The sequence below is a fragment of the Marivivens sp. JLT3646 genome (genome assembly GCF_001908835.1).
Taxonomy (GTDB): domain Bacteria; phylum Pseudomonadota; class Alphaproteobacteria; order Rhodobacterales; family Rhodobacteraceae; genus Marivivens; species Marivivens geojensis.
Genome location: NZ_CP018573.1, coordinates 127,106 through 148,527, shown reverse-complemented (window position 1 = coordinate 148,527; position 21,422 = coordinate 127,106). Strand labels below are relative to the sequence as shown.

Here is a 21,422-nt window from a genome sequence, read left to right as displayed (position 1 = left end):
GACAATGACGGCAATTCAAGATGTAGATCTGTTCGTGATCGGTGGTGGCATTAACGGTGCCGGTATCGCTCGTGACGCAGCGGGGCGCGGGCTGAGCGTTGTTCTCTGCGAAAAAGACGATCTCGCCGAAGGTACCTCGTCCCGTTCGGGCAAGTTGGTGCACGGTGGTTTGCGCTACCTTGAATATTACGAATTCCGGTTGGTCCGCGAAGCCCTGATCGAACGTGAAGTTTTGATGAACGCGGCACCGCATATCATCTGGCCACTACGCTTTGTTCTGCCGCACTCTCCGCAAGACCGTCCTGCCTGGTTGGTACGCCTTGGCCTGTTCCTTTATGACCACCTCGGCGGTCGTCAGAAGCTCCCGGGTACCCGCATGCTGAACCTGCGTCGCGATCCCGAAGGTGCACCGTTGCTGGATCAATACACCCGTGGTTTCGAATACTCTGACTGCTGGGTAGATGATGCACGTCTCGTTGTACTTAACGCAGTCGATGCCGCCGAACGTGGTGCAACCGTCCTAACCCGTTCGCCCGCTGTCTCTGCGCGTCGTGAAAACGGTCAATGGATTGTCACCACGCAGAATACGATCACAGGCGAAAAACGTGACTATCGCGCAAAGGTTCTGGTGAACGCCGCTGGCCCTTGGGTGACGGATGTTCTGACCCGCGTTGCTGGATCGAACTCCACCCGCAATGTTCGCTTGGTGAAGGGATCCCACATTATCACAAAGAAATTCTGGGACGGTCCGAACTGCTACCTCGTCCAGAACCATGATAAGCGTGTGATCTTTATCAACCCCTATGAGGGGGACAAAGCGTTGATCGGCACCACCGACATTTCCTACGAAGGCCGCGCCGAAGACGTGACGTGTGATGACGGTGAAGTCGAATATCTGCTGAATGCCGTGAACCGTTACTTCAAGGAAAAGCTGACCAAAGATGACGTGATCGAGACATTCTCTGGCGTTCGCCCGCTCTTTGACGACGGCAAAGGCAACCCTTCTGCTGTCACACGTGACTACGTGTTCGACCTCGACACCACGGGAGGTGCGCCGCTCCTGAATATCTTTGGTGGCAAAATCACCACATTCCGTGAACTTGCAGAGCGCGGAATGCATCAAATTGCCAAGTTCTTTCCAAATATCAAAGGTGATTGGACCGCTAATGCCACGCTCCCTGGAGGGGATATGAAAGACGCCGATTACGATCAGTTCCGCCAGAAACTAAAGGTCGACTACCCATGGATGCCGCGCGCCTTGCGTGAATACTATGGTCGTCGATATGGCACGCGGACCGCGATGATTGTTGGCTCAGCGACCTCTCTAGATGGTCTGGGTCGTCACTTTGGCGGAACGCTTTTTGAGGCCGAGGCCCGTTATCTCGTTGCGCACGAATGGGCGCTGACGGCTGAGGATATAACATGGCGCCGCACCAAACATCGTCTGGACCTGAGCGAAGCAGAAGAAGCTGCTTTTGCGGAATGGTTCACCACTGTAGCTGTCGAGGCAGCGTAAATGGCTCTCTCACTCTCTCTCAATACCAATCCGTTGGTAAACCGTTTCGCTGAACCGAAGGACCTCATTGAAACGACTGCACGGGACTTACGCATCCGTGACCTTCAGCTCACGCATGAGTTCATCAACCCGAGCTGGCCCGCGCCCGTCATTCGCCGCCTGACCCGCGAAATGGACCGCGCCTGTCAGCGCACCGGTGTCCGCTGCGCGTCGGGCATGACGGGTCCCTATGGTCGTCTAAACCACTTTGGCCACCCCGATGCGGATGTGCGCCGTTACTACGTCGACTGGTTCAAAACCTTTGCCGACATCATCGGCGATCTGGGCGGCAAATCAGTCGGCACTCAGTTCGCGATTTTTACCTTCAAAGACTTTGACGACCCTCAACGCCGCGAGGACCTGATCCAGATCGCGATTGATTGCTGGGCCGAAGTCGCTGAACACGCCAAAGGCGCGGGTCTCGATTACGTTTATTGGGAACCCATGTCTGTGGGTCGCGAATTTGGCGAAACGATTGCTGAGTGCATGAAACTACAAGACCGTCTGACAGCCGCTGATATGGCCATTCCGATGTGGATGATGGCCGATATCGACCACGGCGACGTCACATCGTCTAACCCTGACGACACGGACCCCTATGCTTGGGCGCGCGCTGTGCCAAAGGTCAGCCCGATCATTCATATCAAACAGTCGATGATGGATAAGTCAGGCCATCGCCCCTTTACCGCTGAGTTCAATGCGAAAGGTGCGATCCAGCCTGAACCGCTCCTGAAGGCTCTGGCCGAAGGCGGCGCGGTCAATAACGAAATTTGCCTAGAACTTTCTTTCAAAGAGCGGGAACCGAACGATCGACAAGTCATTCCCCAGATTGCCGAAAGCATCGCATTTTGGGCGCCTCACCTTGATACCGGCGAACAGTATCTGAATGTCTAAGACCACTGGCGGCACCTCAACGACAAAGCGCGACTTGCTCGCATGGCGTGATGCCGCCATTAATCCTGCAAACAATCCGCGGGGCAAGACATTCATATGACGACACTCTCAACATTCGGCTTTGCCACCGCATCCGAGATCACTTTCGGCAGGGGAACAGCGTTTGGGTCGATTGGGCGGATCGCGACCCTTAGCCGACATGCACTAGTCGTGACGGGCGCTACGCCTGATCGTGCGGGATGGTTGATTGATGGTCTAAACTCCCGTGGGATCGCGACGACGGTCTTTTCAGTTACCAAGGAGCCTGACGTTGACCTGATCGCCGCTGGGATTTTGGCAGCTGATGGCTGTGACGTTGTCACCGCCGTAGGCGGCGGTGCCGCAATTGATGCAGGCAAGGCAGTCGCAGCACTGGTCCCTGCAAAAGGCGACATGATGGATTACCTCGAGGTTGTGGGCAAAGGCCTACCACTCGAGACGCACCCCCTGCCCTTTGTCGCAATACCAACGACTGCGGGAACGGGTGCCGAGGCGACGCGGAACGCCGTGATCAATGTCCCGTCACATCGGCGCAAGGTCTCGCTGCGCGACACTCGGATGCTGCCTCGGCTTGCGATTATTGATCCTGCACTCACCGATAATTGCCCCAAGCCAATCACTCTGGCCTCTGGCCTTGATGCTGTGACGCAGGTGATTGAGCCCTACATTTGCAGCCGCGCGAACCCTATGACGGATGCCCTCTGCCGTGACGCAATTCCACGCGGGATGAAGGCGCTTGTTCGTTTGATGGAGGGTGAGGACCCAAACGCGAGAGATGATCTGGCCCTGACGAGCCTCTATGGTGGGATTGCCCTCGCCAATGCAGGGCTTGGCGTGGTGCATGGATTGGCTGGTCCTTTGGGTGGTTTGTCGAATGCCGCGCACGGCGCCATCTGCGGAGCACTTCTGCCGCACGGCTTAACCATGAATGAAACGCAGAGCGGCGGTCAAACACGGATCACCGAAGTCAGACAGTGGATTGCTGCCTCGTTAAATTGCGACAGTGAAATAGCTTTTGAAAAACTAGAACAATGGTCTAAGTCCAACGGACTATTTGGGTTGGATGCACTTGGCGTGTCAGAGGAGGACCGCCATCAAGCCGCACAAGACGCCGCAACATCGTCATCGATGAAAGCCAATCCCGTTGAGCTGACGACTGCGCATCTGGCGGAAATAATGGAAAAGGCGCGTTAAGCGTCAACTGGAGAGGATAACATGGCGCGTGAGCGGCAAGGTCAAGACGGTGAGCATAGCCTCGCTATTCGTGCAGCATGGCTCCACTACGTGGGCGGATTAACCCAATCAGCCGTCGCAAAAAAACTTGGCGTACCCTCAGTTAAAGCACACCGCCTCATCGCGAAAGCGGTCGCAGAAGGCGCAGTTAAAGTCAGCATTGATGGTGACATCGTCGAATGCATCGAGCTCGAAGAACAACTGATCGAAAAATACAGTCTACAAAGCTGTGAGATTGCCCCTGACCTCAGCGAAGAAGGCGTTCCATTTCGAGCACTGGCCATGGCGGGCGCGGGTCGTTTGCGCCGATGGCTAGAGGCTGGCAAACACACCACAATCGGCGTCGGCCACGGTAGAACACTGGCCGCATCCGTCCGCGCGATGCCGCATTTCGAAACTCAAGGGCTGCGGTTCGTGTCCCTCTTGGGCGGTTTGACCCGTAACTTCTCAGCCAACCCTCACGACGTTATGCACCTTTTGGCGGAAAAAACGAACGCGCAGGCCTATGTGATGCCCGTGCCGTTCTTTGCCAACACCGAAGAGGATCGTCAGGTTCTGTTGTCCCAAAATGGTGTGAAAGAAGTCTTTGAACTGGCCGAAAATTCTACGTTGAAGATCGTTGGGATCGGCACGGCTGAGGTCGATACGCAGCTCGTAAACTCTGGCATGATTGAACCCTCCGAGATCGCGCAGATCAAAGAAGCAGGTGCCGCGGGCGAAATGCTCGGCCACTTCTTTGCAGATGACGGGTCGGTGCTGGAAACGCCACTGACGTCGCGCACTCTAGCCGTTTCGATGGAGAAAGGTCGGACGGACCGCATTGTTGCCTTGGCGGGCGGACCGAATAAGGTCAAAGCCCTACGTGCGGTTCTGCGGTCTGGTCGACTGTCTGGTCTTATCACCGACGAACGAACAGCACGCGAGCTCCTGAAATAGAGACGGCGGCCCGAAGGCCGCCGTAACCCAACACACGAAGAGAGAGAGTCGTGTCGGGTGTTCCTTAGAGGATTTTCTGGCCAGTTGCGGCCCAATCCTTTGCGAACTGTTCGAGACCTTTGTCAGTCAGAACGTGGTTCGCTAGCGATTTGATAACAGACGGCGGGATGGTCGACACATCAGCACCAGCCAATGCAGCGTCCTTAACATGGTTCGCAGTGCGGATAGACGCCGCGAGGATTTCCGTCGCGAAACCGTAGTTGTCGTAGATTTCACGGATGTCGCGGATCAGGTCCATGCCATCGATATTGATATCGTCCAGCCGGCCGACAAAAGGCGAGATATAAGTTGCGCCCGCTTTAGCAGCCAACAGAGCCTGGTTCGCGCTAAAGCACAGGGTCACGTTGGTCTTGATGCCTTTGTTGCTGAAGTAACGGCAAGCCTTCAGCCCATCTAGCGTCAGCGGCAGTTTGATAACAACGTTTTCAGCGATCTGAGCGAGGTGGTCACCTTCGGCAACCATGCCATCGTAGTCCATCGCAGCGACTTCTGCCGAAACAGGGCCGTCCACGAAGGAACAGATTTCAGCGATGACTTCTTTGAAGTCACGGCCAGATTTCGCAATCAGCGACGGATTTGTGGTCACACCATCCAATAGGCCGTAATCGTTGAGTTCTTTGATGTCGGCAACAACAGCGGTATCGACGAAGAATTTCATTTTGTTTTCCCTAATTAACCCAAAAGCACGTTCGCACGGGCGACGATGGCATCAGCGGTGATGCCGAATTTTTTATAAAGGTCCTCAATCGGGGCAGAGGCACCAAAGGTGGTCATGCCCATCACGTCGTCCTCGGAGGCGACATAGCGTGTCCAACCGAACTTTGCGGCCGCCTCAATTGCGATGCGGGGCGCGGTTCCCAGAACCTCTGCTCGATAGTCTGCAGATTGCGCGTCGAACAATTCCCAGCTAGGCATCGAAACTACAGCAACCGATTTACCGTCCGCGTGCAGACGTTCTGCGGCGGCAACTGCAATCTCGACCTCGGTGCCGGTGGCAAGGATCGTCAAGTCGCGGCCTTCGCCAAAGTGACTAATGACATAGGCACCTTTGGCCGATAGGTTCTCGCCTGTCTCCGAAAAACGTAGCTGAGGAACGTTCTGACGCGACAGCGCGAGGAGCGACGGCGTCTTACGCGACTTCGCAGCAATTTCCCAACATTCGAGCGTTTCGATGACATCTGCAGGACGGAAGACAAAGAGGTTAGGCATAGCACGCAGCGAAGCCAGATGCTCGACCGGCTGGTGGGTGGGACCATCCTCACCAAGACCGATGGAGTCGTGTGTCATCACATAGATGGTGCCAACTTCCATCAGAGCAGACAGGCGGATCGCGTTGCGAACATAGTCCGAGAATACCATGAACGTGCCGCCATACGGCATCAGGCTGCCGTGGTTGTTCATTCCGTTCATCGCTGCACCCATTGCGAATTCACGAATGCCATACCCAATGTATCGGCCTGCTTTTTCGCGGGTAAATTGGCTATCGACCGCAGGAACGCGTGTCAGGTTAGAGCCAGTTAAGTCAGCCGAGCCACCGATCATTTCAGGCAGGACAGGTGTCAGAACTTCCAACGCCATCTGGCTCGCCTTACGGGTCGCAACCTTTTTCGGGTCAGCAAAGAGCGCGGCGCGGGCATTGGCGATAGCGACATCGAGGGCTGCAGGCATTTCACCGGACATACGACGGGTGAACTCTGCGGCATGTTCGGATGCAGAAACACGGGCTTCCCATGCTTCACGTGCAGCCGCGCCACGGGTGCCGATGGCCGCCCATTGGGCCGATAAGTCGGCCGGAATTTCGAACGGGGCCGAAGACCAGCCAAGCGTATCTTTCGCCAGCTGGCCTTCGTCCGCTCCAAGCGGGGAACCATGGGAGGAGGAGGTTCCCGCTTTATTCGGAGATCCAAAACCAATCACGGTTTTCATCGCGATCAGAGAGGGTTTGTCTGTGACGGCTTTCGCCGCATTGATCGCAGCATCTAGTTCGGCCGCGTTATGCCCATCACAGGATTGAACGTGCCAACCGCAAGCCGCGAGGCGAGCTGGAACGTCTTCGGAGAACGACACGGAAGTCGCACCATCAATAGTGATCTCGTTGTCATCATATAGGACGACGAGTTTGCCGAGGCCAAGGTGACCTGCGAGGCTGATCGCTTCCTGGCCAATGCCTTCTTGAAGGCAACCGTCACCCAGAAAAACGTAAGTGTTGTGATCAACGAGGTCAGAGCCGAACTCTTCGGCCAGCGCCTTTTCTGCAATCGCCATACCAACAGCCGCTGCAATGCCCTGCCCCAACGGACCCGTTGTGGTTTCGATCCCTTTGGCGTGACCGAACTCCGGGTGACCTGCTGTCTTCGCGCCCATTTGACGGAAGTTACGGATTTGATCGATGGTCATGTCCTCATAGCCGCTCAGATGCAGCACGGAATAGAGCAGCATCGAAGCATGGCCATTCGAAAGAACCAGTCGGTCGCGATCCGCCCAATCAGGGTTTTTTGCGTCGAACTTTAGGTGATTGCGAAACAGGACAGTCGCCGCATCAGCCATGCCCATCGGCGCACCTGGGTGGCCCGAATTTGCAGCGTTTACCGCGTCAATCGATAGAGCGCGGATACAATTGGCGAGAGCGAAATGTTCGGGATCAAGCGCAGCTTTGGCAGCAACGAAGTCAACATGGTTCGAATCTTTTGGCATCGAATTGGTCCTCCTGTTGGGGCGTGTCGTAACGATGCCTCGCAAAAATCACAATATAAAATCACAAAATCACAAAATTTTTGTTGTAAAATGTTGCTCGGCTGTTAGAACTATCACATCGCGCGCAACTGCTTTAAACAGGTGGTCGACGTGTGAACCGGAGGAGTTTCGTTTGAAACGCGAAGAACGCAGACAAGCAATCATGGACTTATTGGTCCAGTTAGGTGCCGTTGATCTAGACGATCTGGCGCAGCGGTTTGATGTGTCGAAAATGACGATCCACCGCGATCTTGATGATCTTGAAAACTTGGGGCTTCTACGTAAAATTCGTGGCGGTGCCACCATTGAATCCGGCACCCAATTCGAAGCGGACTACCGTTACCGTGCCCTGCAAAACGTCGACGTGAAACGGGCGGTTGCGGATAAAGCGGCGAGCCTGATCGAACCGGGTATGACTGTCCTGATCAATGACGGTACAACGGCTGGCCTTATGGCGGACGCGATTGTTAACATTCGCCCATTGACTGTGATAACTAACAATTTGGCTGCGATTAACACACTGACCGATGTGCAAGGTGTGAACTTGATCGCACTTGGCGGTACTTACAGTTGCAAGTTCAACGGTTTTTTTGGGATGATGACCGAAGAGAGCCTATCTCGCCTACAGGTCGACATCGCCTTTCTATCAACACCCGCCGTCAATGGTCTGACCTGCTATCACATGGATGAAAGCGTCACACGCTGCAAAAGGGCGATGATCGATGCTGGGGCTAAAGTTGTCCTACTAGCTGACGGTAAAAAATTTGGCCGCACAGCCCTGCATCACCTCTCTGATATGACCGCGTTCGATACTGTCGTTACGCTGGATCTAGACCTTCAACATGCTGCACCGCTTCGTGAGGCGGGCATCGAAATTCTGAACGCAAAGGACTAACCTATGGCCCAATTCTGGATTGGAACCAGCTGGAAAATGAACAAAACCTTGGCCGAGGCCAAGGTTTTTGCAAAGGCCCTCGTCGAAGCAGATGCGGCAAGTGATGATCGCATCCAGCGATTTGTTATCCCGTCTTTCACCAACGTGCGTGAGGTCAAGCAGATCCTCGAAGATACCTCGGTCAAAGTCGGCGCACAGAACATGCACTGGGCAGACGGTGGCGCGTGGACGGGCGAAGTGTCGCCCCTCATGCTCAAAGACTGTAACCTTGATATTGTTGAACTCGGTCACTCTGAACGTCGTGAACATTTCGGCGAAACCGACGAAACCGTCGGCCGCAAGACTGAAGCCGCAGTTCGTCATGGTTTGATCCCGTTGATCTGCATTGGTGAAACACTTGCAGAACGCGAAGCAGGGCGCGCCCAAGAAGTCATCGAAGCGCAAGTGCGCGGCGCACTTAGTGATCTGACTGACGACCAGAAATCCGCGCCGATCCTGCTGGCCTATGAGCCCGTTTGGGCGATTGGCGTGAACGGCATCCCTGCAACGTCTGATTATGCCGACGCACGTCAGGCAGAGATCATCGCTGTGTCCGAAGAGGTTTTAGGCCGCAAAGTTCCTTGTCTCTACGGTGGCTCGGTCAATCCTAAGAACTGTGAAGAACTCATCCAATGCCCGCATATCGACGGCCTCTTTATTGGTCGTTCCGCGTGGAGAGTTGAGGGTTACCTCGACATCCTCGCAAAATGCGGCGCTAAAATCTGACTCTAGGAGAAAACCATGAAAGTAGCACTCGCAGGCGATAGCGCTGGTGAAGGCCTCGCAAGAACCCTCGCTGACCACTTGGCAGCAAAATACGAAGTTACCTTTGTGCCGATGTCGGCCGCTGGTGAATTCTACGCCAACCTGTCCGACCACGTCGCTTCCCAGGTTGTAGCTGGCGAATTTGACCGTGCCATCCTGTGCTGCGGCACTGGCATCGGCGTTTGCCTCGCGGCGAACAAAGTGCCAGGCATCCGCGCAGCACAAACCCACGACACCTATTCCGCTGGGAAGGCCGCAACATCAAACAACGCGCAAATCATCACCATGGGTGCACGCGTGATCGGTGCAGAACTGGCGAAAGACATCGCAGAGGCATTCCTCTCGGCGTCTTTCGATCCAGAAGGCAAATCGGCAAGCAACGTCGATGCGATCAACGCAGTTGATGCGAAATACAATAAGGGCTGATTTGCAGCAGACGTTTATTGTGACTTTGTAGAGCCGAGAAAAGCCTGAACTAAAACGTATGTGTATTTTGTTAAGTTTAACCGCTCACACGTCTTAGTAATCCTTAGCAAACAATTAGTTTGGCAGCGGACCGGCTAAGCAGCCTCACTCTCAAAGTCCTAGAGGTCAGGCGCCGCGTCGATCCGCAAATCCCAGTTTGGGGCAACATCCATGAGCTGTTTGATCCGAGGGCCCAGCCACCATACCGCAAAAGACGGTGACACTCGCATGATGCAATGGCGGTTTTCCCGCTGCCGCTGAATTGCAGACCGCACGTCGCGCATCATCCGAAAGGCTTGGGTTGTCGTTTGGAATAGGCGTTCCCCATCGAGGGTCAACAAAAGCCGCCGCTTTTCCCGGCGGAACAGGCGTACCCTAAACTGCTGTTCGATCTGCCTAATCTGCGGGCTCACAGCCGAAAGTGAGACACCCAATTCTTCAGCCGCTTTAGATACACCACCTAGACGTGCCACGGCTTCGAAATAATTCGTCGCATTAAGGTTCAGATCATGTGCCATAACGATTGATCTAATTGAATTTGACAACGCTGAATAGCCTCGCGCTTCGTAGTTTGAATTCCAGATCAAACTGATATGGTTCCGGCCAAGAAAGAGGAGATACCCATGAAACTTCTGCGTGTCGGTCCGGTTGGACAAGAAAAACCCGCCATTCTGGACGACAAAGGCACGATCCGCGATCTAAGCAGGCATGTATCCGATTTCGCGGGACCATCGGTAGGTTTTGAAGCGTTGAACGCGATCCGTGCTATTGATCTCAGCACTCTGCCCGTTATCGAGAACCCTGATCGTATCGGGGCCTGCCTCGCCTCGGTTCCAAACTTTTATTGTATTGGACTAAACTACGCCAAACATGCCGCTGAGGCGGGCATGGACGCCCCCAAAGAACCAATCATTTTTAGCAAGGCCTCATCAGCGCTTTCGGGCCCGTTTGATCCTGTCATCATCCCGCGCCAGTCGACGAAGACCGATTGGGAAGTCGAATTGGGCGTGGTGATTGGCAAGGCGGCATCTTACGTCTCAGAGGCTGATGCACTGTCCTATGTAGCGGGCTACTGCACCGTAAACGACGTGTCGGAACGCGCGTTTCAAATCGAAAAGGGTGGCCAATGGATCAAAGGTAAATCCGCGCCAAGCTTTGGCCCGGTTGGCCCCTATCTTGTGACTGCGGACGAGGTACCTGATCCGCAGAACCTATCGCTATCGCTTTCGCTCAACGGCGCGACTGTGCAAGATTCAAATACCTCGGACATGATCTTTGGCGTCGCTGAAATCGTATCCTATATGAGCCAGTTCATGATGCTTCTGCCCGGCGATATTATCGCCACTGGTACCCCATCAGGCGTCGGCATGGGTATGAAACCACAGCGGTTCCTTGTTGAAGGCGATGTGATGGAGCTGGAGGTCGAAGGCCTTGGTCGTCAATGGCAACAGGCGACAAACGCGCAGTAACATCGAGCCTTAAGGGACAACTAAGATGGTCAAGCTAGACGTGATTTCGGACCCGATTTGCCCATGGTGCTATATCGGCAAGACCCACCTTGATCGTGCCTTGGCGAAACGTCCTGACCATGGGTTCGTGATCGAATGGCATCCGTTTCAATTGAACCCCACAATGCCACCCGAAGGCATGGATCGCCGTGCCTATCTCGAGACAAAATTCGGCGGACCCGAGGGCGCAACACGCGCCTATGCGCCCGTCGTTCAAGCCGCCGCCAAGGCAGGACTGTCAATAAATTTTGACAGCATCAAGACGACACCCAACACGATAGACGCCCATCGGCTCATCCACTGGGCTGGTCAAAAAGGCTGCCAAACTGAGGTCGTGGATAGGCTCTTTGACGCTTATTTTGTAGCGGGGAAAAACATTGGGGACCACGCGATTTTGGCCGATATTGCAGAGGCCAGCGGACTGGATCGGGCAGAGGTTATAGACAATCTCGACAGCGATCACGATCTCACAGAAACCCGCGCACGCGATAGCCATGTTCGCAAATTGGGCGTGAGTTCTGTGCCGACATTTATCGTCTTGAACCAACATGTTGTTTCGGGCGCACAACCGCCCGAAACTTGGATCTCAATCATCGACCAAATCGCGGCTCAAACCTGAGGGTTAGAGCACCTGATTGACCACACCCCGCAGACGTTCAGCTGTACCTGACACGTCGTAGAGTTTGTCCAGACCAAAGAGGCCCAAACGGAAGGTGCGGAAATCTGCCGGCTCGTCACACTGCAGCGGCACACCTGCCGCAATCTGCATGCCGAGGGCGGCGAATTTCTTGCCGTTCTGAATGTCTGGATCGTCGGTGTAGCTCACCACCACACCGGGCGCGCCAAAGCCGTCCGCCGCAACAGATTTGATCCCCTTTTCGCGCAGCATATCGCGAACCGCATTCCCCAATTCCCATTGAGCGTCACGCAGTTTTTCAAAGCCATAGTCGCGGGTCTCAAGCATGGTGTCGCGAAACGCCCGAAGCGCATCTGTCGGCATGGTCGCGTGATAGGCATGACCACCATTTTCATAAGCTTCCATGATGGAAGACCATTTCTTGAGATCGATGGCAAAGGAGTTCGACGTGGTCGCATCCAACCGCTCCTTCGCGCGGTTCGACATCATGACCAAGCCAGCCGACGGCGAAGCCGACCAGCCCTTTTGCGGGGCCGAGATCAACACATCGACACCCGTCGCCGCCATGTCGACCCAAACACAGCCCGAGGCGATACAATCAAGGACCATCAGCGCCCCAACCTCATGCGCGGCTGCCGCCAATTGCGTGATGTAGTCATCTGGCAGGATAATCCCCGCGCTCGTCTCCACATGGGGCGCAAAAACCACATCTGGACGCGCATCGCGGATCGCTTGAGTTACCTCTTCTATCGGTGCAGGTGCAAAAGGCGCGCGGGTTTCATTCCCCGCCTGACGTGCCTTGAACACGGTCGTTTTCGCGGTGAATTGGCCCGCGTCGAAAATCTGGGTCCAACGATAAGAGAACCATCCATTACGCACGATCAGCGCATGTGCGCCCGCTCCAAACTGACGCGCCACGGCCTCCATGCCGTAGGTCCCGCCACCCGGCACGAGGGCCACCTGATCGGCCTTGTAGACATCCTTGAGCATGCCGGAAATGTCCCGCATGACCTGCTGAAACACCGCCGACATGTGATTGAGCGACCGATCGGTAAAGACCACCGAGAATTCCATCAAGCCATCGGGATCTACGTGGGTATGTGCCATAAGTGCCTCCTATATTGCGCAGAAGGTATGGGACCTTGCGGGCCAGTGGCAAGGGGGCGCGGCACTTTGGCTGTGACTTATAGGCTGAGAGCTCACGTTATCGGGCATTTAGGGGGATTTTCGGACCTATCCTCTTGCGCCACTGTCTGGGGATGCGACTTGGGTCTAGCGTCTCGCCATACTCAACGCGGTTCCTGAAATTGACACTCTTCCTTGAAATTGCCTTCGGGCTCTCCCTCCTGCTGATCATAAGTGGCTACCTCATGGACCTCGGCGCCATTCGCGGCGGCATTGAGGGGGCAAATGGCCTGCCTATCTTTATGATGGCCATGATCTCCTTTGTGGGGTCCTTCCCCGTCGCCGTCATCGCCTGGATTTTTGGGGGTTGGGGATATGCCTGGCCGATTTTCCTCGGCACGGTTCCATACCACCTCGGGCTCGTCTTTATCCTCGTCAAGCACCTCGAATTTGTAGGGCGCCGCAGGACACGCGCGAGGGAGCGGCGGTCCAGATATTGAGCATTTCTCCAATAAGTTGAAATTGGGTTCGTTTGGGGATTTTGAGCCGATGGACGTCCGGCACAGTCGGCAGGGTGATGGATTACTGAGTTAAGCACGGCGGTAAACTCTGATCGGATGCAATCTTAAATGCCCAATTGGGCGCCAAGCCACGCGAAACTGATCGCCAGTCTTGCCTCTCCTAGGCCCCAACTAATGAGAACCCGAGCAATCTGAGGCCAGTTCATCTGCGAGGGCGCGCCTCTTGCGAGAGACATCAGCTTCTGCCTCAGACAGGTAGCGCTCGGCCAAATCTCGGCGCAGGACGCGCTCCTCCGTCAGGCTAATGTGTCTGAGGGCGACGTCGAAGACCTCCATGCTGCGCCCGTCAGCAAGCATCTCTCGCATGAGTGCCATAAGCTGCACTTGAAGTTGCGACTGCGACTGCATCTCGGACTGGACGTCCTGTGAGGCACGCGCGACAAGGAAGCGCCTAGCCTCGGCCCCTGCGAGGTTGAGCGCTGAGGCAGGGATGTTACCCTCCTCCCAACCGAAACTCCGTAGCACAACTCCCAGAAATTCGATCAGGAGCGCGTCTCCGACGTCACCGCGCAGCCCGTGGCGTCTCGCGTTTTGCGATGACGTCGCCCTGCCCCGATCCGTCCTCGGGCCAGTCGACTTTAACGCGTTGCGGCGGTTCGCAGAAATTTGGGCCTGGGTTGCCATCACGCAGGCTCGTGCTCATTAGCCTTGCGCGCACTCACGATACGCTGAAAATCTTCCAGCATGCGGCGGCGCTGGCCCGTGAGCTTTATGACCTTCTCGTCGTGCATACCGTAGCCCGAGGCGTTGAGGTGCGCGCGAGACAGTAAGATTTGCAGGTCAATGTCGCGACCCGCTAGCACCTTCTTGGCTCGCGCGACCTCCGCCTTATTACCCGAAAGCAAATCGCGGGCTGTTTTGGTCGCCAATTCGACGTCGGGCAGGTGCGTGCGAGGCTTCGCCTCGCGGGACAGCTCCTCAAAGTTAGACGTCTTCTGCCCCGTAAAGGCGTCTATTACCTCGTGAAACAGCCTGCCCCTGATGGACGCGTCGCGCATTGAGGCGTGGCGCTGAATGTCCCACTCGACGTGCGCCAATTGCGCGATGAGGAGATGTTCATAATCCGTCGCTGGCGAAAAGGCCTCGGCTAGGGCTTCAAGGAGTTTGTCGAAAGACCCATGCAACTCATCTGGCATAGGAACCCGAGGAGGCAGGAGCTCCCACTTTCGGAAAGTTTGGAAGACGGAAGTCGGCTTGGAGGAATTAGGCATTTGGTCACCCATTTGGCTGTCGATCGCCTAAGGGTGGCAAGAGGTGTGGGGTCGCGTCCAGACTAAATCTTGTGTAGTTTGTAGGAAAAATTCCGTTATGTGGTGTTACTCATTTGACACTGTGGATGCGGATGCCTGGGGCGTCGTCCGGCGAGCCGATGAATTCGATGCCCGCGGCTTCAAGAGTTTTGACAATTGTTTCAAGGTTACCACTACGGCTAGATGGCACATCATTTGTTGCCTCGTACCTGATTAGGGTACGCATCGAAACTCCGGAAAGGTCAGCCAAGCGTTCTATCGACCAACATAACGCGTTTCTCGCAGCACGCAGTTGAGAACCTGTTGCAATCGTCATTTTAGTGGCATAAATTGTGACACATTAGCGAACATTCATCACCTTCCAATTGGCGTACCGAAATCCAACGGCTACACGGCGCATATGCACCAGGCACGATACGCGCATATTACGCCGACCTAGAGGCCTTTGTCGACTGGTGTCTCGCCAATGGTGAGGAGCCCTTCCCCACAGATACGGACGTCCTCTGCGAATACATCGCGCATGTTGGACAGACCAAGTCCATCTCGACGGTGAAGCGGCGCCTCTACGCCATCCGCAAAATGCACAAACTCTTCAGGCTTCCCGATCCGACGGCAGACGAGGCGGTCAACATAGCTTTCAGGCGGGTTAGGCGCGCAAAATTAGCGAGGCCCAGACAGGCACGCGGCATCACTGCCGACGATCTGAGGAGTTTTATAGCAACTGAACCGGATACGCCAATTGGCTTGAGAAACAGCGCAATGCTGGCCCTGGGGTATGAACTCCTCACAAGACGTATGGAATTGATATCACTCACGACCGAAGACGTTACTTTCCAATCTGATGGGACACTTAAGGTCGTTATACGACGTGGGAAATCCGATCCCTTTGGAATGGGCAGAATTGGTTACACATCCAAAGAAACCGCCGAAAAACTCAAGGCGTGGATTGAGTGGCGCGGACCTGATATATTTTGGCTATTCTGCCCCATATATAAAAATAAACCCATTAATAGAGATTTAAGTCCAACGACGGTTAAGAGAATAATAAAAAATGCAGCGAAAAGAACCGGCTATGACCAAGCCACTGTAAGTGAGTTTAAAGGTCACTCGCTCCGAGTAGGAGCCGCACAAGAACTCCTACAGCGCGGATACGATACGGTTGCGATTATGCGTGCAGGTGGGTGGAAAACTGTTGCTGTTCTTGCGCGCTATTTGGAAAATGCATCACAAAATGTCTGGAAATAAAATTTAAATAGATTTAACAGAAATTAAATTAAGGAGAAAATCATGATCCTCGATAAAATCGACCTTGAACGAACTTAAAGATCTTCAAGATAAAGTAGCCATCGCAATTTTTGACTACAAGAAACGCCAGAAGGCGGAGGCACGCGCGGCCGCCGTTGCAGCGGCCCGGTCTTTTGGGTTTAGCCTGGAAGAGGTCCTTGGCGAGAGCAAGACGAGACGGGCGTCCAAAGTAGCGCCAAAATATGCACACCCGGAAAACGCAGAGCTCACTTGGACGGGCCGTGGCCGCAAACCAAAATGGATTGAGGCCGCACTCGCCTCAGGCAAGAGCCTGAAAGACCTCGAACTTTAATCTTATACGGCCCCTTGGTATCTTTACGAGGGGCCGAATTTTCTAATAACTCTAGGTCTGAGAAGAGTGTCGCACAAAGCGGCATATTTGGATCGGTAGACCGTGAAACCAACAAACACACTCGGCATTTTGAATGCCATAATGACTGCCCATACACTCAACAGTGCCTGGGATAAGTTATGTGAGGCGATGGCGAGTTACGGCTTCACTCGCCTGATGTACGGCCGCAGCCACTTCACTGTCGGGAAAAACCTGGGCGATGAAGCCGACTACATGGTCCTCAGCAACCACGACCCGGAATATTTTGACTTCTTTATTCGGACGGGACTGTTCAAGCGTTCGCCGTTTTTCCTTTGGTCTTTTGAAAACACCGGCTTCGTAAGCTGGTCCACCCTATTTAATTTGCCAAAGAACATATTGGCCAATTCAAACGAACTCCTCGAGGCTAATACTCGGTTTGGAGTGACGGCCGGATATACCGCTAGTTTTCCCAATGCGTTAGCAGGTCAAAAGTCAGTTGCATCAATTTGCTCAAGACAGGGAACGACCCAGCACGACGTAGACTTCATCTGGAATTCACACAGACAAGACCTGGAGGCCATCTGGAACGCCTTTGATCTCAAAGCCAGGTCCCTACCCTTCCCCTCAAGTGAGGGGAGGCTCACGGCCAAACAGCGTGAAATTTTACGCTGGGTAGCGAGCGGAAAAACGGGCCAGGAAATATCAATTATTCTTGGCGTTACAAACTCAACCTTCGAGAAACATTTGAAATCGGCTCGGAACGCACTCGACGTGTTAACCACGGCGCAAGCTGTCGCAAAACTCTCGTTCCTAAACCAACTTCACGTCGACCAAGACAGTGAAGAACGGGTTCTGTCTGAATTTGCTAAATTTTCAGCTGCCGGAACGAACGGTTAACAAAGACCATAGCTAAGAGGAGGACGACAGTCCCACCTAGATCGCCCAGCAAGAACCCTAGTAATTGCTCAATATCATCATCGAATGAGAATGCCGCGCGATAGGCAACAATATGGCCAATAGAATTAAAGACTGAGCCAACGCCAGCGAGCAATATTAGCATCCGCCATGTCACGGTCTGAGTTCCACCCTCAAAATATGAATTTTGGCCGGCTAAACTGAAAACTTCGAAGGCTATGAAGCAGGAAACTCCACCGACCACAGCACCCTGAAGAATGACACCCAAGGGAAGATGCAAGGTCGCCAGGAAGTACATGCCAAAGACTTCACCGAGCACGAGCGGAAGAATCGAGCGATACCCGAACAGCCAAACTCCGATAACTCGAACTCCATGGGGCAGAAACAAGAGGGCACCGACTAATGTCGGAGCAATGAAAGCGTCCTGTATGGGGCGCGTAATGTACTGCATCACGGCAAAGGCTACCACATAAGCAGCGAAAACGCTTAGTTCAGGTGAAACCGTCTTTAAGGTTAGTTCAAGCCGTTTCATTGATAACCATCCGCCTAATCTCTATCCATGATTAGGCAGAACTAAGCCCGGGCACACCTGCGGAAATCCTCAGTCGGTAGAGGACATAAGCTGTAAATGCCCGATAACGGGGCTTATCGGAACCCACAAGTTACTAATGATAAGAAGTTTATGAGTTTCAACAGTTGTATTCTTTACATCACAAAATCAGCCGAAAAAACAATCTTAAGGAGAAATCTAGTTCATTTCGGTAAAACTGTTTTTCTTCGGTCTGCGCACAAAAAACATGCGCAGGTGCGAGGCTTTAATAATACCGGAGTGCATACACTTAAAGAGCAGCACAAATCCAAAAAACGATCCTAAGCATAGGCCATCATTTTGATGGAATACCACACCCAGAAAAACTGGAAGCGCCGCCATTGGGAGAATGATAGCTGTGGCTAGTGGGTTTGCCAACTGCTTTGAAATACTTCCGTCCGAGAGTATCATTCGGCTCCACATGATGACGTGGTGGAGGTGCAGATAATCGGGGCGATCCGAGCGCATTTTCCTCATCCGGCACCGAAAAATTGAATGCCCGACATCGGCAATGAGCCAGATAATGAAACAAAATTAAATGATCTGGCTTTTGTAAATAAATATGTAAAAAAAATAAACTGCATGTATATATCCGCAGCGTCTTCTGATCACAAAATTTAAAAGATTTAGGACCAAAATTTTTTGTAACTTTCAATAAAAACGACTTAGAATAAGCCTTCACGTCCCAATAACAAAAATATACTGATGATTAAAATTCACTAATTGTGTTGAAGTACAACATGTAGGAATCTCAAGCCGAAATTATATTCATACAAAAAGCTACGCTAGCTCCTAAAATAATACCGGCAATAATTTCAATTATTGTGTGCCCCATGCGCTCTCGCAATTTGTGAAAGTCAGACAAGCTAGCAGTTAATTTATTGATGGCCTCTGCGTGATAGCCCACATGAAGCCGTAGACCATTTGCATCCAGCAATACAATAAGCCCAAAGGCCATGGCCACCCCGAAACTAGGATGGTCAAATCCCTCTTTCAGCGCGACGAGCGTAACTATGCTGCTCACGATCGCGCTATGATTGCTGGGCAACCCACCATTTCCAATAAGACCGAATGCTAGTTTTTTTACTTTAAAACTATTTACAATAAACTTTAAAAGCCCAGCAACGAACCAGGTCAAAAACGGCGTAAATGTATAAGACAAGTCCATCATCACCCCACTGAAGGCCAAAGCACCAAAATACTTACAGAGCCCCATAAAAAAATAGTCAACAATAGTTGCCAATCTGACGTCAAAGCATCAGTTGGCGATTCGCCACCGTCAAGAACATCGACGATATACCAGTATCGGAACAAACCGAAAACAACAAATGGCACAGTAACTGCCAAATCAGGTTTTACAGACATTACATACATGCTGTAATATATCATAGCACCAGTAGCGGAAATTAAAGCATACCGATCCATGAGCGAAACAGAATATGTTTCCAACACTTTACGTCCTTCTAAACCGCTATTGCTGATTTCTTGTCGCCGTTTAATAGCAGCCAGATAAAGAGCCAAACATAGGGAAGTGATTAGCATCCACGAGGAACTCGGTAATTGGATTGCGGTAGTGCCCGCAGCCACCCGCAGCACAAAACCAACGGCTATTACAAAAATATCGATTACTGGCATATGCTTTAATACAAACGTGTAGGCGAAATTCAGTAACAAATATAATACAATTATTATAAAAACTTCTACGTTAATAAAATACCCAAAAGTCAGAACAACATATAAGAACGCAAGAAGCAATAAAGCGAATTTCTGCGATACCAGACCCGCTGCCAAAGGACGAGTTTTGGATTTAACCGGGTGGCGGCGATCACGATCTATGTCTATGAAATCATTCAGAACATATGTTGCTGACGAAGCTAAACAAAACATCACTGATGCTATCATACAGTCTATAATTTTGGGAAATTCCGTCATCATTCCCGAAAAAATCAACGGCGCCAAAACAAACAAATTCTTAATCCAATGTTTGGGGCGCAATAGCTTAAAAAGCCCTGAATATGTATTCATAATATGAATCCCGTGTGTCTATACTTTAGTCAATAATTTTTCTACAATCGCGACGTATGTTTCCTCAAATTTGATATTAGAAAATTTTCTAAGTACCAAACCACGAACATCATCCCGAGAGGCGCGTCTCCGTTCACCTTGAGCCCTACGTATCGCATCAATTAATGAGGTTGATGATGCTGGCTCGCACAATTGACCAATTGCAGTTTTCAGTATGGCCTCCCGGACACCTGGCATATTAGAGGTAACGGGTATTGCTCCGAACGTCATAGCTTCAAGTTGCACCATACCAAAGGCCTCGTATCTATTAGTGCTTGGAAGTAATAAAATGTCGATCTCCTTATAAAAATTTATGAGCTCTTCATCACTTAACTTACCTAAAAGCCTAATATTTTCTCCTAACGAAGCAATATCATTCTTAATTTCATTATATATAGATCCTCCAGCTACACCTTCATAATCACCGGCCAACCAAAAATGGAAGCCTTCGCCCCTCAAAACCTTTGCAGCTTGAATAATTGTCTCAATGCCTTTCTCACGAACGAACCTACCTACAAAGCCACAAATTAGTGGTCTATCGTTGGTTGTTTTAGTCAAACTATATGGCATTTTCTCGAAACGATTTGGGGGCGCTACCTCAACAATTTTTGCTTCAAGCCCTTCTAATAATTTTGATTCTGAAGCGTAGTCCTGACTTAATACAACGATTGTGTCCGAGCGTTTTAACGCGAAGCGCATAGATAGCCTCACACACACGACGGCAATACGACTTAGCAAACTACCAACAATTGCTAAATCACACTGGTATGTTACGATTAAAGGCTTGTTCGTCAATATACCAAACAATCCGCATTCAAGCATTGGCAAATGCAGATTAACGATATCAACCTGACTAGATAAAGCTCTGAATTTTCTAATAAAATCAAATGAAACATATCCTTTATCCAAAAAAAATAAAGGTTCAGATCTTATTATCGTATAGCCTTCGAAATCCTCCATTTGTGGAAGATCAGCCCGATGTTTACCCGTTAAAACCGTGACATCGTACTGTTTTGAGAGTTCCCTAGCGAGATTTCTAGTATACTCGCTTACACCACTCACATATGGATAAAAATAATTTACGACAATCAATACCCGTTTCTTTTTCATAATTTTAACTTTTACCTACAATAACGATGCCACACATGATTAACGCAATTCCCAATAGCTTCGTAATACTCGGAACTTCTCCCAAAAACAACAATGCCAATACTAACGTATATAGGTATACAATAGACAAAGTTGGCTGTAACTTAGTTAGCTCCATGTATTTGAGTAAATAAGTCCAAAGAAATATTGGGGCAACATAACAAATACCGCCTAGCCAGATATTTGGATTTTTAATTGCGGAAGTAAAAATAATTAATAAAGGATCAGTGTGGTTCAATTGATCACTAAGCCGCTTAAGAAATATTCCTCCTGCTGCAGCTATCAAAGCCCCTATATTTATTATTATGAACTGTACAAATGTCATCGTGCAGAAAGCATTAAAAGAAAGTTAGGATTGTATTGACCCTCAAT

25 protein-coding genes and 1 pseudogene are annotated in these 21,422 nt (G+C 51.9%); 14 read left to right on the top strand and 12 right to left on the bottom strand.

Annotation, left to right across the window (positions count from 1 at the left end):
• The first annotated feature begins 4 nt into the window (after nt 1-4).
• The 4 genes from BSK21_RS15640 to BSK21_RS15625 all read left to right on the top strand — a co-directional run bounded on the left by BSK21_RS15640 (nt 5) and on the right by BSK21_RS15625 (nt 4,657).
• Nucleotides 5-1,516: a glycerol-3-phosphate dehydrogenase gene (locus BSK21_RS15640; protein ID WP_067546703.1), complete on the top strand. Its 1,512-nt coding sequence runs from the start codon at nt 5-7 to the stop codon at nt 1,514-1,516.
• A complete protein-coding gene (locus BSK21_RS15635; protein ID WP_067546706.1) occupies nt 1,517-2,449 on the top strand; it encodes a sugar phosphate isomerase/epimerase in 933 nt (310 codons plus the stop codon). It abuts the gene before it with no gap.
• A gap of 96 nt (nt 2,450-2,545) precedes the next feature.
• Nucleotides 2,546-3,682, top strand: coding sequence for an iron-containing alcohol dehydrogenase (locus tag BSK21_RS15630; protein ID WP_067546709.1), 1,137 nt, complete (start codon nt 2,546-2,548; stop codon nt 3,680-3,682).
• A gap of 21 nt (nt 3,683-3,703) precedes the next feature.
• On the top strand, nt 3,704-4,657 hold the full coding sequence (locus BSK21_RS15625; RefSeq protein ID WP_067546713.1) for a sugar-binding transcriptional regulator: 954 nt from the start codon (nt 3,704-3,706) through the stop codon (nt 4,655-4,657).
• Between the two features lie 64 nt (nt 4,658-4,721).
• On the opposite strand, the gene fsa is transcribed toward BSK21_RS15625, so the two are convergent.
• Complete coding sequence (gene fsa / locus BSK21_RS15620; protein WP_067546716.1) at nt 4,722-5,375, bottom strand: fructose-6-phosphate aldolase; 654 nt, start codon at nt 5,373-5,375, stop codon at nt 4,722-4,724.
• A 14-nt stretch (nt 5,376-5,389) separates the two neighbouring features.
• Nucleotides 5,390-7,411, bottom strand: a complete 2,022-nt coding sequence (gene tkt / locus BSK21_RS15615) for a transketolase (protein WP_074039087.1) — start codon at nt 7,409-7,411, stop codon at nt 5,390-5,392.
• A gap of 172 nt (nt 7,412-7,583) precedes the next feature.
• Between tkt and BSK21_RS15610 the strand changes: the two genes are divergently transcribed.
• From BSK21_RS15610 to BSK21_RS15600, 3 genes are read left to right on the top strand one after another with little or no spacing between them, the layout of a single operon-like run.
• Entirely contained in the window at nt 7,584-8,345 is a 762-nt protein-coding gene (locus BSK21_RS15610) for a DeoR/GlpR family DNA-binding transcription regulator (RefSeq protein ID WP_067546719.1), read from the top strand.
• 3 nt (nt 8,346-8,348) lie between these two features.
• Entirely contained in the window at nt 8,349-9,110 is a 762-nt protein-coding gene (locus tag BSK21_RS15605; RefSeq protein ID WP_074039086.1) for a triose-phosphate isomerase, read from the top strand.
• Nucleotides 9,111-9,125: 15 nt separating this feature from the next.
• A complete protein-coding gene (locus tag BSK21_RS15600) occupies nt 9,126-9,575 on the top strand; it encodes an RpiB/LacA/LacB family sugar-phosphate isomerase (RefSeq protein ID WP_067546722.1) in 450 nt (149 codons plus the stop codon).
• Between the two features lie 158 nt (nt 9,576-9,733).
• On the opposite strand, the gene BSK21_RS15595 is transcribed toward BSK21_RS15600, so the two are convergent.
• Nucleotides 9,734-10,132: a LysR family transcriptional regulator gene (locus BSK21_RS15595; protein ID WP_082959369.1), complete on the bottom strand. Its 399-nt coding sequence runs from the start codon at nt 10,130-10,132 to the stop codon at nt 9,734-9,736.
• A 105-nt stretch (nt 10,133-10,237) separates the two neighbouring features.
• Here BSK21_RS15595 and BSK21_RS15590 point away from each other — a divergent pair, with 105 nt between their 5' ends.
• On the top strand, nt 10,238-11,083 hold the full coding sequence (locus tag BSK21_RS15590) for a fumarylacetoacetate hydrolase family protein (protein WP_067546725.1): 846 nt from the start codon (nt 10,238-10,240) through the stop codon (nt 11,081-11,083).
• A 25-nt stretch (nt 11,084-11,108) separates the two neighbouring features.
• Complete coding sequence (locus BSK21_RS15585) at nt 11,109-11,741, top strand: DsbA family oxidoreductase (protein ID WP_067546728.1); 633 nt, start codon at nt 11,109-11,111, stop codon at nt 11,739-11,741.
• Between the two features lie 3 nt (nt 11,742-11,744).
• Here the strand turns inward: BSK21_RS15585 and BSK21_RS15580 are convergent, their stop codons facing one another.
• Nucleotides 11,745-12,866 (bottom strand): aminotransferase class V-fold PLP-dependent enzyme, encoded by a 1,122-nt coding sequence (locus tag BSK21_RS15580; RefSeq protein WP_067546731.1) that lies wholly within the window; start codon nt 12,864-12,866, stop codon nt 11,745-11,747.
• A gap of 200 nt (nt 12,867-13,066) precedes the next feature.
• Here BSK21_RS15580 and BSK21_RS15575 point away from each other — a divergent pair, with 200 nt between their 5' ends.
• A complete protein-coding gene (locus BSK21_RS15575; RefSeq protein WP_156529517.1) occupies nt 13,067-13,384 on the top strand; it encodes a hypothetical protein in 318 nt (105 codons plus the stop codon).
• 192 nt (nt 13,385-13,576) lie between these two features.
• Here BSK21_RS15575 and BSK21_RS15570 read toward each other — a convergent pair whose 3' ends face one another.
• Together BSK21_RS15570 and BSK21_RS15565 are read right to left on the bottom strand one after the other, a co-directional pair.
• Nucleotides 13,577-14,089: a hypothetical protein gene (locus tag BSK21_RS15570; protein ID WP_067546737.1), complete on the bottom strand. Its 513-nt coding sequence runs from the start codon at nt 14,087-14,089 to the stop codon at nt 13,577-13,579.
• Entirely contained in the window at nt 14,089-14,601 is a 513-nt protein-coding gene (locus BSK21_RS15565) for a hypothetical protein (RefSeq protein ID WP_156529518.1), read from the bottom strand. Before BSK21_RS15565 ends, BSK21_RS15570 begins: the two co-directional genes overlap by 1 nt.
• 453 nt (nt 14,602-15,054) lie before the next feature.
• Here BSK21_RS15565 and BSK21_RS16270 point away from each other — a divergent pair.
• The 4 genes and pseudogenes from BSK21_RS16270 to BSK21_RS15545 form a co-directional block, all read left to right on the top strand.
• Nucleotides 15,055-15,291, top strand: a pseudogene (locus BSK21_RS16270) (site-specific integrase); the annotation flags it as partial.
• Nucleotides 15,292-15,294: 3 nt separating this feature from the next.
• Entirely contained in the window at nt 15,295-15,960 is a 666-nt protein-coding gene (locus BSK21_RS15555; protein WP_067546746.1) for a tyrosine-type recombinase/integrase, read from the top strand.
• Nucleotides 15,961-16,024: 64 nt separating this feature from the next.
• Nucleotides 16,025-16,312 carry an H-NS family nucleoid-associated regulatory protein gene (locus BSK21_RS15550; protein ID WP_231924699.1) on the top strand — a complete coding sequence of 96 codons (288 nt, stop codon included), beginning with the start codon at nt 16,025-16,027 and terminating at the stop codon, nt 16,310-16,312.
• Nucleotides 16,313-16,453: 141 nt separating this feature from the next.
• Nucleotides 16,454-17,230 (top strand): LuxR family transcriptional regulator, encoded by a 777-nt coding sequence (locus tag BSK21_RS15545; protein ID WP_082959370.1) that lies wholly within the window; start codon nt 16,454-16,456, stop codon nt 17,228-17,230.
• Here BSK21_RS15545 and BSK21_RS15540 read toward each other — a convergent pair.
• The 6 genes from BSK21_RS15540 to BSK21_RS15515 all read right to left on the bottom strand — a co-directional run bounded on the left by BSK21_RS15540 (nt 17,199) and on the right by BSK21_RS15515 (nt 21,375).
• Complete coding sequence (locus BSK21_RS15540) at nt 17,199-17,780, bottom strand: hypothetical protein (protein ID WP_067546755.1); 582 nt, start codon at nt 17,778-17,780, stop codon at nt 17,199-17,201. The genes BSK21_RS15545 and BSK21_RS15540 overlap by 32 nt on opposite strands.
• 216 nt (nt 17,781-17,996) lie before the next feature.
• On the bottom strand, nt 17,997-18,305 hold the full coding sequence (locus BSK21_RS15535; RefSeq protein ID WP_067546758.1) for a hypothetical protein: 309 nt from the start codon (nt 18,303-18,305) through the stop codon (nt 17,997-17,999).
• Between the two features lie 283 nt (nt 18,306-18,588).
• Complete coding sequence (locus BSK21_RS15530) at nt 18,589-19,008, bottom strand: divergent PAP2 family protein (protein WP_067546761.1); 420 nt, start codon at nt 19,006-19,008, stop codon at nt 18,589-18,591.
• Nucleotides 19,008-19,862: a decaprenyl-phosphate phosphoribosyltransferase gene (locus BSK21_RS15525; protein ID WP_067546764.1), complete on the bottom strand. Its 855-nt coding sequence runs from the start codon at nt 19,860-19,862 to the stop codon at nt 19,008-19,010. The genes BSK21_RS15530 and BSK21_RS15525 overlap by 1 nt, the downstream gene beginning before the upstream one ends.
• Nucleotides 19,863-19,880: 18 nt before the next feature.
• Nucleotides 19,881-21,011, bottom strand: coding sequence for a glycosyltransferase family 4 protein (locus BSK21_RS15520; protein WP_067546767.1), 1,131 nt, complete (start codon nt 21,009-21,011; stop codon nt 19,881-19,883).
• Nucleotides 21,012-21,015: 4 nt separating this feature from the next.
• Nucleotides 21,016-21,375 carry an EamA family transporter gene (locus tag BSK21_RS15515; RefSeq protein WP_067546770.1) on the bottom strand — a complete coding sequence of 120 codons (360 nt, stop codon included), beginning with the start codon at nt 21,373-21,375 and terminating at the stop codon, nt 21,016-21,018.
• Nucleotides 21,376-21,422: the final 47 nt, after the last annotated feature.